Origin of the sequence: Rhodococcus sp. B10 (assembly GCF_011770055.1) — a bacterium.
GTDB classification, from domain to species: Bacteria; Actinomycetota; Actinomycetes; order Mycobacteriales; family Mycobacteriaceae; genus Rhodococcoides; species Rhodococcoides kyotonensis_B.
The window spans coordinates 45210-57870 of record NZ_JAAFYV010000017.1 but is presented as its reverse complement, the minus strand read 5'-3'; the positions used below and the strand labels follow the sequence as shown (position 1 = coordinate 57870).

At 65.8% G+C, this 12661-nt stretch carries 9 protein-coding genes; 4 read left to right on the top strand and 5 right to left on the bottom strand.

Annotated features, from left to right (window positions below; all coding sequences use genetic code 11):
- The first annotated feature begins 37 nt into the window (after positions 1 to 37).
- Together ppc and RhoFasB10_RS13230 are read left to right on the top strand one after the other, a co-directional pair.
- Positions 38 to 2866: a phosphoenolpyruvate carboxylase gene (gene ppc, locus RhoFasB10_RS13235; RefSeq protein WP_167676719.1), complete on the top strand. Its 2829-nt coding sequence runs from the start codon at positions 38 to 40 to the stop codon at positions 2864 to 2866.
- 60 nt (positions 2867 to 2926) lie between these two features.
- Positions 2927 to 4069 (top strand): epoxide hydrolase family protein, encoded by a 1143-nt coding sequence (locus RhoFasB10_RS13230; RefSeq protein WP_068424256.1) that lies wholly within the window; start codon positions 2927 to 2929, stop codon positions 4067 to 4069.
- Between the two features lie 305 nt (positions 4070 to 4374).
- On the opposite strand, the gene pgl is transcribed toward RhoFasB10_RS13230, so the two are convergent.
- The 5 genes from pgl to tkt are packed head-to-tail and all read right to left on the bottom strand — an operon-like array spanning position 4375 to position 10822.
- Positions 4375 to 5121, bottom strand: a complete 747-nt coding sequence (pgl, locus tag RhoFasB10_RS13225) for a 6-phosphogluconolactonase (RefSeq protein ID WP_068424252.1) — start codon at positions 5119 to 5121, stop codon at positions 4375 to 4377.
- The gene (opcA, locus tag RhoFasB10_RS13220; protein WP_346764391.1) at positions 5114 to 6022 is read right to left on the bottom strand and encodes a glucose-6-phosphate dehydrogenase assembly protein OpcA; all 909 of its coding nucleotides are present in this window, start codon (positions 6020 to 6022) and stop codon (positions 5114 to 5116) included. Before opcA ends, pgl begins: the two co-directional genes overlap by 8 nt.
- Positions 6019 to 7590, bottom strand: coding sequence for a glucose-6-phosphate dehydrogenase (gene zwf / locus RhoFasB10_RS13215; protein ID WP_068424248.1), 1572 nt, complete (start codon positions 7588 to 7590; stop codon positions 6019 to 6021). The genes opcA and zwf overlap by 4 nt, the downstream gene beginning before the upstream one ends.
- Before the next feature lie 4 nt (positions 7591 to 7594).
- On the bottom strand, positions 7595 to 8719 hold the full coding sequence (gene tal / locus RhoFasB10_RS13210; RefSeq protein ID WP_068424246.1) for a transaldolase: 1125 nt from the start codon (positions 8717 to 8719) through the stop codon (positions 7595 to 7597).
- A gap of 3 nt (positions 8720 to 8722) precedes the next feature.
- Complete coding sequence (gene tkt, locus RhoFasB10_RS13205) at positions 8723 to 10822, bottom strand: transketolase (RefSeq protein ID WP_068424245.1); 2100 nt, start codon at positions 10820 to 10822, stop codon at positions 8723 to 8725.
- Positions 10823 to 11131: 309 nt separating this feature from the next.
- On the opposite strand from tkt, the gene RhoFasB10_RS13200 reads away from it, so the two are divergent.
- Together RhoFasB10_RS13200 and RhoFasB10_RS13195 are read left to right on the top strand one after the other, a co-directional pair.
- The gene (locus RhoFasB10_RS13200; RefSeq protein ID WP_068424243.1) at positions 11132 to 12148 is read left to right on the top strand and encodes a heme o synthase; all 1017 of its coding nucleotides are present in this window, start codon (positions 11132 to 11134) and stop codon (positions 12146 to 12148) included.
- Positions 12149 to 12251: 103 nt separating this feature from the next.
- Positions 12252 to 12644, top strand: coding sequence for a hypothetical protein (locus RhoFasB10_RS13195; protein ID WP_068424241.1), 393 nt, complete (start codon positions 12252 to 12254; stop codon positions 12642 to 12644).
- Positions 12645 to 12661: the final 17 nt, after the last annotated feature.

Genomic DNA, 12661 nt, shown 5'->3' with positions numbered 1-12661 from the left:
AACTGCGGATGCGGGGGCGTTCGGCGATACTGTACGAATGAGTGAAACCCCTGTGGAGTCGGCTGGATCTCCTGCGTTCGTCACACCGACGACCCAGGGTCGCGAGCTGACCGAACCGCTGCGCGAGGACATCCGTTATCTCGGTGGGATTCTCGGCGACATCATTCGCGAACACGAGGGTGAGGAGACGTTCGACCTCGTCGAGCGGGCGCGTGTCGAATCGTTCGCCGTCCGCCGTTCGGAGGTCGATCGAGGCACCTCCGTCGGCATGTACGCCGATACCGCTGTAGCCCAAGCGATTCCGCTCATCCGCGCATTCAGTCATTTCTCGCTCCTGGCCAACCTCGCCGAGGATCTGCACCGCGAGCGTCGACGCGCGATTCACCTCGACCGCGAGGATCCGCCGCAGGACAGCAGCCTCGAGGCGACCTGGCTCAAGCTCGACGCCGCGAACCTCACGCGCGACCGGATCGCGTCCGCATTGACCGATGCCCTTGTCTCGCCGGTCATCACGGCGCATCCGACGGAGACGCGTCGGCGCACGGTGTTCGACGTACAGTCCAAGATCACCGAGCTGATGCGTCGTCGAGAGGTCGCGATGGCTGCGGCGCCGAACAAGGCGTCGGCCGCGAAAGAGCTTGCGTCCGTTGATGCCTCGATCAGGCGTCAGGTGCTGACACTGTGGGAGACGGCGTTGATCCGCTTGTCCCGCTTGCGGATCCAGGACGAGATCGAGGTCGGGCTCCGGTACTTCGAGACATCGCTCTTCGACGTCATCCCGGCGCTGAACGCGGATGTCCGTGCCGCACTGCGCACACGGTACCCCGAGGACGGTCTGCTGCCGCGGCCGATCCTGCGCCCCGGTTCGTGGATCGGCGGCGACCGCGACGGCAACCCGAACGTCACCGGCGACGTCGTGCACACCGCGACACACCAGGCGGGATACGTCGCCTTCGCGCACTACCTGGACCAGTTGGTCGCGCTGGAGAAGGAACTGTCGATGTCGGCGCGGTTGGTCGACATCGCCGACGAATTGACCGCCCTCGCTGCGGAGTCGGGAGATCCCGACGACCGACGGGAGGACGAGCCGTACCGCGTCGCAGTCCGTGGAATTCGTGCCCGACTCACCGCCACCGCGGTTGCAGTGCTCGACTCGCTGCCTGTCTCTGCGCTCGACCTGGGCGCGACGCCGTATGCCGCCCCGCAGGACGTGTTGAACGATCTCGACGTCATCGACCGAGCACTGCGTGCCGACGGCGACGCACTGATCGCCGACGACCGTCTGCTCGCGCTCCGACAAGCCGTCGAGACGTTCGGGTTCCATCTGCAGGCCCTGGACATGCGTCAGAACTCGGAGACGCACGAAGAGGTCGTTGCCGAACTGTTGGCGTGGGCCGGTGTGCATCCGGACTACGCGTCGCTGGGGGAGGACGAGCGGGTCGCACTGCTGTCTCGGGAGCTGACGACGCGTCGTCCGCTCGTGGCAGCCGACGCCCGACTGAGCGACCTTGCGACCAAGGAACTCGGCATCGTCCGCGCCGCGAAGACGGCGATCGATCATCTCGGCCCCGACACGATCCAGAACTACATCATCAGCATGTGTCAGTCGGTCAGCGACATGCTCGAAGCGGCCCTTCTGCTCAAGGAAGCAGGCATCTTCGATCCGGGTGCGGACGGGTCGGCCCCGACGTCGACCGTCGGCGTCGTGCCGCTGTTCGAAACGATCGAAGACCTGCAGCAGGGCGCCGAGACGCTCGTCGCGACGCTGAACGTCCCGGTCTACCGAGCTCTCGTCGAGGGCCGCGGCATGAACCAGGAAGTCATGCTCGGGTACTCGGACTCCAACAAGGACGGCGGGTACCTCGCGGCCAACTGGGCGCTGTACCGCGCCGAACTGGATCTGCTGGAGGCGTCGCGCACCACGGGAATTCGACTGCGGCTGTTCCACGGTCGCGGCGGCACCGTGGGACGCGGCGGCGGCCCCAGCTACGACGCGATCCTCGCCCAGCCGCCCGGCGTCGTCCAGGGCTCGCTTCGACTCACCGAGCAGGGCGAGATCATCGCGGCGAAGTACGCCGAACCGTCGATGGCACGGCGCAACCTCGAATCGCTCGTCGCGGGCACGCTGGAATCGACGTTGCTCGACGTCGAAGGTCTGGGCGACGGGGCCGAACCGGCCTACGCCGTGCTCGACGACCTGGCGGCCAGAGCCCGTGCCGCCTACGGCCGTCTGGTGCACGAGGAGCCCGGGTTCGTCGAGTACTTCCGGACGTCGACGCCCGTCGCCGAGGTCGGGGAGTTGAACATCGGTAGCAGGCCCGCATCGCGGAAGCCCACCAACTCGGTCTACGACCTCCGGGCGATCCCGTGGGTCATGTCCTGGAGTCAGTGCCGCGTCATGCTTCCGGGGTGGTACGGAACCGGCTCGGCGTTCGAGGAATGGGTCGACGGCGACGACGAGAAGCTGGCCGTGCTGACCGACCTGTACCGGAAGTGGCCGTTCTTCCAGACGGTGCTGTCCAATCTCGCTCAGGTCATGGCGAAGTCGGATCTCGGCATTGCCGCTCGATACGCCGAGCTGGTGCCGGACACGGCTTTGCGTGATCGCATCTTCGGCATGATCGAGACCGAACACGCGAAGACCATCGAGATGTACCTGAAGATCACCGGTCATTCCCGATTGCTCGAGGACAACCCGGCGCTGGAACGGTCGGTGCACAACCGGTTCCCGTATCTCGAGCCGCTGAACCAGATGCAGGTCGAAATGCTGCGGCGCTTCCGTGCAGGCGACGACGACGAGCGCGTCAAGCGCGGAATTCTGTTGACGATGAACGGTCTAGCGACGGCGTTGCGCAACAGCGGGTAATAGTTCTCGATGGGCTGTCGAGGACCGAAGCCGTCCTCGACAGCCCATACCGTGCGTGGCATGACTTCGTTCAAGGCATCACCGTTCCGTGTCGACATTCCTCAGGCCGAACTCGACGACCTTCGACGGCGTCTGACCGGCACCCGCTGGCCGGACGACCTTCCCGGTGTCGGATGGGAGTACGGCGTCCCTGTCACGTATCTGCGCGAACTCGCCGAGTACTGGGCCACGGCGTTCGACTGGCGTGCCCACGAGAAGAGACTGAATCGGTACCCGCAGTTCGTCGCAGACATCGACGGCCGAACGCTCCACTACGTCCACGTCGCGTCGCCGGATCCCGACGCGGTTCCGTTGGTTCTCGTTCACGGATGGCCGTTCGAGGACTTCGGCGACGTGATCGGACCGCTCACGGATCCGCGTGGCCACGGCGACGATACGGCGCAGGCGTTCCACGTCGTGGTGCCCACACTCCCCGGATTCGGCTTCTCGGGCCCCACGACCCGGCGCGGTGACGCAGACACGGTGTGTTCGGCCGAGCTGATCGCGCGGCTCATGGCCGAACTCGGCTACGACCGCTACGGTGCACAAGGCGGAGACGCCGGTTCGTTCATCGCCCCGCAGCTCGGGCGGATTGCGCCGGACAAGGTCATCGGAGTGCACATGAACGGACCGATCACCATCCCGTCGTGGGACGACGACGGTAGCGGATACAGTGCCGAGGATCGGAAAAAAGTTGCGGCGCTGGCAGATTGGAGCAATTCCGAGACAGCGTCGTATGCGTCTGTTCATTCGACGCGGCCCGCAACGCTTGCACCCGCACTGACCGATTCACCGGTCGGATTGCTGTCCTGGGTGATCGACGTCGTGAACACCTACATCGACCCGGCGAAGACCCTATCCGACGCGATCGACCGCGACATGCTGCTCGCGAACGTCAGCATTCTGTGGTTCACCGAGACCATCGGGTCGTCGATGCGCCTGTACAAGGAGTCGACGCAGTGGGGAGCAGAGCTGACCTCGTCGGGTGTGCCTACCGCTGCCGCAGTGTTCGCGCGTGACAACAGTATTCGTGGAATCGCCGAGAAGCAGAACCACATCGTCCGGTGGACCGAGTTCGATCACGGCGGACATTTCGCAGCGATGGAAACGCCGGGCGAGTTGATCGACGATCTCCGGACCTTCTTCTCGTCGCTGTCGCGGTGAGTCCGCTGGTGGAACCGTTTCCTCGGCGGCCGCGTCAGAAGGGATAGGAAGCCGGGTCGAGGCAAAGGGGGACAAGGCCGTGGCACAGTGCTCGAGCGACGCCCGATCGTGGCGTGACGGGACCGCGTATCGCGTGCACGGACGTCGGTCTCTCGGTGGTCGCGCGCAGATGTCGGCCGGCACGGACGCCACGGATTCGAGCCTTGCGACGCCGCCCGCCGGGGACCTGTCGAGAGACGGCGACGGCGTCGAACCTGCTTGACGGACAAGCAGATTCGACGCCGTCGTGGTTCTCGCCGCTCGTACTACGTGTCCAGCTTCGACGCGGCCGCCGTGTCGACGAACCACACCGTCGACTCGGATCCGACGGCTCCGGCCGATGGCACGTCGTCCGGGGAGGCGCCGCCGACCGCTGCAGCCACGGCCTCGGCCTTTGCTTCGCCGGACACCAGTAGCCAGACATGCTTCGCACGTCGAATCGCGGGCAGAGTCAACGTGATTCGCACGGGTGGCGGCTTGGGGGAGTCCTCGACCGCGATGACGTACTGCGTCGTCTCGCGCACCGCGTCGGTATGGGGGAACAGGGAATTGATGTGTCCCTCGCCTCCCATGCCGAGCAGGTGCACGTCGAACTCCGGCGCCCGCTCACCCTCGTCGGCGTGGGCTGCGAGAACCCGGGCGTACGACGCCGCAGCCACCTCGGGGTCGCTCTCGTGCGGACCGTCCGACGCGGCCATGCGGAACACTCGATCTGGGTGCACGTCGACGTGATTCAGCAGGGCGTCCGACGCTTGAACTTCGTTGCGTTCGGGATCGCCCGCCGGCAGGAACCGCTCGTCGCCGAAATAGACGTCGACGCGGCTCCAGTCGATGTTCCCCGAGTCCTTGCGCAGAGCTTCGAGCAGTGCGATGCCGGTTCCACCACCGGTCAGTACGACCGAGGCGGATCCACGCTCGGCCTGCGCCGAGGTGACGACGTCGACGAACCTCGAACGTGCCGCGTCGACGAGCGCGTCGGCGTCGAGAAAATGCAGAACCGATGTCTCACTCATAAGTCACCTTCGACAGTCCGTTCAGGGCCAGTTCGTAGATCTCGTCCGTGTCGAGGCGACGCAGCTCCTCGGCGAGGCATTCACGCGTGTCCCGACGCGCCAGCGCGACCTCGGCGTCGGGCTGTCCCGTGCGCCGAAGCGTGGCAGTCTTGCCGGTCTGGGGCCGGGTGATCGAGATGCTGCTGTTCTCGCGATGCAGCTCGACTCTCAGCTCGCCCGTCGTCCGGTGGACCGGCACGTCGAGCTTCGCGGCCAGCCAGCCGGCGAGGATGTCCAACGCGGGCTCCTCGGCCAAACCGGAGACCGACACGGACACGACCTTCTCGTGCGGCGGCTGGTCGAGTGCCGTCGCGAGCAGCCCACGCCAGTACGTGATGCGGCTCCACGACAGGTCGGTATCGCCCTGCCGGTAACTGGTGACGCGGCTCTTGATCGCCGCGGTCGTGTCCGGAGCGTTCGTCGCGTCGGTGATGCGACGAATAGCCAAGCGGCCCAACGGATTCTTCGCAGGAACCGCAGGAGCCTCGTCCGGCCACCACGCCACAATCGGCGTGTCCGGCAGCAGGAACGGGATGACGACGCTGTGTTCGTGATCCGCCAGTTCGCCGTTGAGCCTGAGCACGACGACCTCCGACGCGCCTGCATCGCCTCCGACGCGAATCTGGGCGTCCAGACTCGACTCGGCGGCGCGGTCACCGTGGGTCAGCACGATGACACGACACGGGTGCTCACGACTGGCGTCGTTCGCGGCCTCGATGGCACGCTCTGCCTTCTCGGCGTCCGGGCTGGCGACGATGAGCGTGAGTACGCGCCCGATGGTGACGGCACCACCGGACTCGCGCAGCTCGACCAGCTGTTTGCCGACCTCGGCCGTGGTGGTGCGGGGGATGTCGACGATCACGGCCTTCTCCATTCGCGTCCGGTGCGGTGCATCATCTCGTCACCGGAGGTCGGTCCCCACGTGCCGGCCTCGTACGGCTCGGCGGTGCCGCCGGACGCCCAGTACTCGAGAATCGGGTCGAGAATCTTCCAGGACAGTTCGACCTCGGCGTTGACGGGAAACAGCGACGGCTCGCCGAGCAGAACGTCGAGGATCAGACGTTCGTAGGCCTCGGGGGACGACTCGGTGAACGCCTGCCCGTAGCTGAAGTCCATGCTGACGTCGCGCACCTGCATGCTCGAGCCCGGCACCTTCGATCCGAAGCGCATGGTGACGCCCTCGTCCGGCTGGACGCGGATGACGAGCGCGTTCTGGCCGAGTTCCTCGGTCATGGTGGCGTCGAACGGCAGGTGCGGTGCACGCTTGAACACCATGGCGATCTCGGTGACCCTGCGCCCCAACGCTTTTCCGGTGCGCAGGTAGAACGGGACGCCGCCCCAGCGCCTGGTGTCGACCTGCAGGGTGATCGCCGCGTACGTCTCGGTGTTGGATTCGGAGTCGAATCCCTCTTCTTCCTTGAGCCCCTTGACCTTCTGGCTGCCCTGCCACCCCGCGGTGTACTGGCCGCGGGCGGTGGTTTCCCCGAGAGGGAGTGCAGGCTTGGTCGCCGACAGCACCTTGATCTTCTCGGACTGCAGTTCCGACGGGCTGAAACTGACCGGTTCCTCCATCGCGGTGATCGCGAGCAGCTGCAGCAGGTGGTTCTGGATCACGTCACGGGCCGCGCCGATGCCGTCGTAATAGCCTGCGCGGCCGCCCAATCCGATGTCCTCGGCCATCGTGATCTGAACGTGGTCGACGTAGTGCGCATTCCAGATCGGATCGAACAGCTGGTTCGCGAAGCGCAGCGCCAGGATGTTCTGAACCGTCTCCTTGCCGAGGTAGTGATCGATCCGAAAGACGGTGTCCTCCGGGAACACTCGGTTCACGACGGCGTTGAGCTCCTGAGCGCTCTGAAGGTCGTGGCCGAACGGCTTCTCGATGACGACGCGTCGCCACTGGTCGTCCTTGCCCTGGGACAGCCCGGAGCGAGAGAGCTGTTCGAGGACGACGGGAAACGCGCCGGGTGGGATCGACAGATAGAACGCGTGATTGCCGCCCGTCCCGCGGGTCTCGTCCAGCTCGGTGAGCGTGCGGGACAGTTCGTCGAATGCAGCGTCGTCGTCGAAGGACCCCTGCACGAACCGGAACCCTTCGGCCAGGGTGTTCCAGACTTCTTCGCTGAAGGGTGTACGCGCGTGATCCCGGACCGCGTCGTGCACGATCGTGGCGAAATCTTCCTTGCCCCACTCACGTCGAGCGAAGCCGACCAGGGCGAAACCGGGGGGCAGAAGCCCCCGGTTCGCCAGGTCGTACACCGCAGGCATGAGCTTCTTACGAGCGAGATCGCCAGTGACGCCGAAGATCACGAGACTGCACGGTCCGGCGATTCGCGGAAGACGCTTGTCACTTCGATCGCGGAGCGGGTTGGTCCACTCCGAGGAACTGTTCTGCGCAGGATCCTTGTGTTCGGTGTCTGCGGTGGTCACGTCTCTAGCTCTTCTGGCCCGCTTGGCGGAGCTGTTCGCCGGTGGCGTCGAGCAACTCGGTCCACGACGCCTCGAACTTGGCGACACCCTCGTTCTCGAGCGTCAGGAACACGTCGGTGACGTCGATGCCGATGGCGGAGAGCTTGTCGAAGACTTCCTGCGACTCCTGACCCTTGCCCGAGATCGTGTCACCGGTGATCTCACCGTGGTCGGCGACAGCATCGAGAGTCTTCTCGGGCATCGTGTTGACGGTGTTCGGCGACACCAGGTCGGTGACGTAGAGCGTGTCCGGGTACGCGGGGTTCTTGACACCGGTCGACGCCCACAGCGGGCGCTGCGGACGTCCGCCGGATCCGGCGAGCTCGTGGAAACGCGGTCCGACCTCGAACGCCTGCTGGTACGCGACGTAGGCCAGGCGAGCGTTCGCCAGAGCAGCCTTGCCCTTGAGTTCCTCGGCCTCGGGGGTGCCGATCTTGTCCAGGCGTGCATCGATCTCGGTGTCGACGCGCGAGACGAAGAACGAAGCGACCGAGTGGATTCTGGACAGATCGTGGCCTGCGGCGCGCGCAGCCTCCAGTCCCTCGAGGTAGGCGCCGATGACCGCCTCGTACCGCTCGACGGAGAAGATCAGTGTGACGTTGACGCTGATGCCCTCTCCGATGACCTTGGCGATCGCGGGAATGCCGGCTTCGGTCGCGGGAATCTTGATGAGCACGTTCGGGCGGTCGACGATCTTCCACAGCTCGACGGCCTGCGCGACGGTCTTCTCGGTGTCGTGCGCCAGGCGGGGATCGACCTCGATGGAGACGCGGCCGTCGACTCCTGCCGTCGACTCGAAGACGGGAGCGAAGATGTCGCACGCGTTGCGCACGTCGTCGGTGGTGACCGTGCGGATGGTGGCGTCGACGTCGGCGCCTCGCTCGGCCAGCTCACGAACCTGCGCGTCGTAGGCGTCGCCCTTGCTCAGCGCTGCCTGGAAGATCGACGGGTTGGTCGTCACGCCGACGACGCTCTTGCTCTCGATCAGCTCCTGCAGGTTGCCGGAGTTGATGCGGTCGCGGGACAGGTCGTCGAGCCAGACGGATACGCCTGCTGCGGACAGATCTGCGAGGTTCTTGTTCTGGGTCATGGGTTATCCCTTCACATTGGTGATCGAGCGCTGTGCGGCAGCGACCACGGCCTCGGCCGTGAATCCGTACTCGCGGAACAGCGTCTTGGCGTCCGCCGACTCGCCGTAGTGCTCGAGCGAGATGATCTCGCCGAAGCCGCCGACGATCCGGTACCACGGCATCGCGATGCCCGCCTCGATGGAGACGCGCGCCTTGACGGTGGGCGGAATGACCTGGTCGCGGTAGTTCTGGTCCTGGCTGAAGAACCACTCGACACACGGCATGGACACGACGCGAGCCGCGATGCCCTGCTCCTCGAGAGTCGTCTGCGCCTCGACGGCGTACTGCAGTTCCGAGCCGGTGCCGATGAGGACGACGTCCGGAGCCGCCTTCGAGGACTCGGAGAGGATGTAGGCGCCCTTCGACACACCCTCGTAGCTCGTGCCCTCGAGAATCGGGATGCCCTGACGGGTCAGTGCCAAACCGACGGGGCCGCTGCTGCTGGAGCGCGCCAGCACGGCCTGCCAGGCGAACGCGGTTTCGTTGGCGTCGCCCGGGCGGACGACGGACAGGTTCGGAATGGCACGCAACGCGGCGAGGTGCTCGACGGGCTGGTGCGTCGGGCCGTCCTCACCGAGGCCGATGGAATCGTGGGTCCACACGTAGATCGGATCGATGTCCATCAACGACGCCAGACGCACCGCCGGACGCATGTAGTCGCTGAACTGCATGAACGTACCGCCGTAGGCGCGGGTCGGTCCGTGCATGACGATGCCCGACAGGATCGACCCCATCGCGTGCTCACGGATACCGAAGTGCAGCGTGCGTCCGTAGGGCTCGGCGTCCCAGTCGTCGGTGGAGATCGACGTGGGGCCGAAGGACTTGGCGCCCTTGATGGTCGTGTTGTTGCTGCCCGCGAGGTCGGCGGATCCGCCCCAGAGTTCGGGAAGGACCGGTCCGACGGCGCTCAGCACCTCGCCGGACGCGGCGCGCGTCGCGATGGCCTTGCTACCGGGCTCCCAGGACGGGAGGACGTCGGTCCAGTTCTCGGGCAGGGTGCCCGCGGTCAGCCGGTCGAGCAGCTGCTTGCGCTCGGGCTCACGTGCGGCCCATGCGTCGAACTGGGTGTTCCACTCGGCGTGGGCCTTGCGTCCGCGTTCCTGCAGCGACCGGGTGTGCGCGATGACCTCGTCGGAGACCTCGAACTTCTTCTCGGGGTCGAAGTCGAGCGCCTGCTTGACCTTCGCGACCTCTTCGTCGCCGAGAGCGGCACCGTGCACGGCGCCGGTGTTCATCATCGTCGGAGCAGGGAAGCCGATGATCGTGCGCAGCACGATGATCGACGGCTTGTCGGTGACGGCCTTGGCCTTCTCGATGGCCTCTTCGATCGCCACGACGTTCTCGCCGCCCTCGACGACCTGGACGTGCCAGCCGTACGCCTCGTACCGAGCTGCCGTGTCCTCCGACAGCGCGATGTCGGTGGCGTGCTCGATCGAGATCTTGTTGTCGTCGTAGAACAGGATCAGGTTGCCGAGCTGCTGCGTTCCTGCGAGCGACGACGCCTCGGACGTCACACCTTCTTCGATGTCGCCGTCGGAGGCGATGACGTAGATGAAGTGATCGAAGGGGCTGTCACCGAGCGCGGGCTCGGGGTCGAACAGGCCGCGTTCGCGTCGCGACGCCATGGCCATACCGACAGCGGACGCGAGACCCTGGCCGAGGGGACCCGTCGTGATCTCGACGCCGTCGGTGTGGCGGAACTCCGGGTGGCCGGGGGTCTTGGACTTGAAGGTACGCAGCGACTCGATGTCGATGAGCTCGAGACCGAATCCGCCCAAGTACAGCTGCAGGTAGAGCGTCAGGCTCGAGTGTCCGCACGAGAGGACGAAACGGTCGCGTCCGATCCAGTGGGTGTCGTTGGGGTCGTGGCGCATGGTGCGCTGAAAAAGCGTGTAGGCGAGCGGGGCCAGGCTCATGGCCGTGCCGGGGTGCCCGTTGCCGACCTTCTGTACCGCATCCGCAGCGAGGACTCTGACGGTATCGACCGCCCTGGTGTCCAGGTCCGTCCAGTCGCTGGGGTGGTGCGCCGTGGTGAGGACGTCAATATCGTCTGTGATCGACACGAGCAGAGATCTCCTGACATTGGTACGAGTAAGGCCAGTTGCGCGCACCGATTTCAGCGCATCGGAAACACGTCGCCCACCAGCCTAGTTCCGCGGCGGTCCGATGTCGTGCCTTCCCCCTCCCGGTCGCGTCGGCGTAACCGGGGAGCGACGCATTGCTCACTTTGGGTGCCCTGAGAATTGGAGTCGGGATGGTCGACGTCTACCATCGCTTGTAGTAGTACGCATCCGCACCGAAGTTCTCGGTGTCGACGTGTGCGTGCAGTAGTTCGAGTGTTCATGTGTTTCGAGCCCGTGCAAGGAGACGTAGTGCGAATGGGGCAGCGGCCGGGCGGCCACGGATTCGCAGGCGGCCCTAGCCACCCCGAGGACGACGCACACGGTGCGGACGCCCCGTCGCAGACCACCGGAGAGAAGTCCGCGACCAAGCGGGCGATCGATCTGGTGTTGGCGTACGTCGCGCTGACCAAGCCGCGGGTCATCGAGCTTCTTCTCGTCACGACGATCCCGGCCATGCTGCTCGCCGACCGTGGACACGTGCAGCCGTGGCTGATCCTGACGACGTTGTTCGGCGGAATGATGGCAGCCGCCAGCGCCAACTGCCTCAACATGGTGGCCGACGCGGACATCGACAAGGTCATGGCCAGGACGGCGAAGCGTCCGCTCGCACGCGGCGCGATGCCGGTGTCGCACGCGTTCGTCTTCGGCGTGACACTGGGCATCGTCTCGTTCTTCTGGCTGTGGGCGACGACGAACCTGCTCAGCGGCATTCTCGCCGTCGTCACCATCTGCTTCTACATCTTCGTCTACACGCTCGTCCTCAAGCGGCGGACGTCGCAGAACGTCGTCTGGGGCGGTGCCGCCGGCTGCATGCCCGTGATGATCGGCTGGTCGGCCGTCACCGGGACGATCGGCTGGCAGGCGATCGTCATGTTCCTGGTCATCTTCCTGTGGACGCCGCCGCACACATGGGCGCTGATGCTGCGCTACAAGGAGGACTACCAGGCCGCCAACGTGCCGATGTTGCCTGCGGTTGCGTCGGAAACCAAGGTCACCAAGCACATCGTGATCTACGCCTGGGCCACGGTTCTGGCGACGTTCGCGTTGGCCCCTGGATCCGGCGTCATCTATGCGGCGGTCGCACTGGCGGCGGGCGTGTGGTTCCTCGTCGTCGCGCACCGGTTGTACGCGGGCGTTCGCGGCGGCACACCGGTCAAGCCGCTCAAGCTCTTCATTCTGTCGAACGAGTACCTGGCGCTGGTGTTCTGCGGACTCGCGGTCGACTCGGTCATCGGCTGGGACACGCTCGCACAGCTGTTCTCCTGACGCGCATGTGAGCAGAAATGCGTACCCCGGTACGCATTTCTGCTCACGGGGCGCGCAGCGCCCTCCACGCGTGCACGAGGTTACCGAGCGGTATTGTCGTGCAATGGCTACCGATTCTGAGAAGACGCTCGAAGACATTTCGGATCAGGCTGAGGACGCGCCCCAGACGGAGGTGCCCGCGGGCGCGCTGAAGGCGGTGCGTGAGTTCGTCGGCGAGCACGGGGGATCCGGACATGTCGTCGTTCAGCCGATCGGCCGCGCAGGCACCCGGGTGACCCTCGTGGGCGCCGACGGCGTGTTGGGGGACCAGGTCGTCGCGAACGACGAGATCGCCCGGGCGCTCGTCGACCAGGTGGACAGTCTCAGCGAGTCGGAATGGGACCGTGACCTCGTCAGTTCGGTCAATCCGGCCCCGGGGCACTACCGCCGGATGGCGGGATGGGTTGCGCGCCAGACCCGTTTCCCGAAGGCGCGTAACGCAGCGCTCGAGAAGTAATCCGAACCCGCGAAATT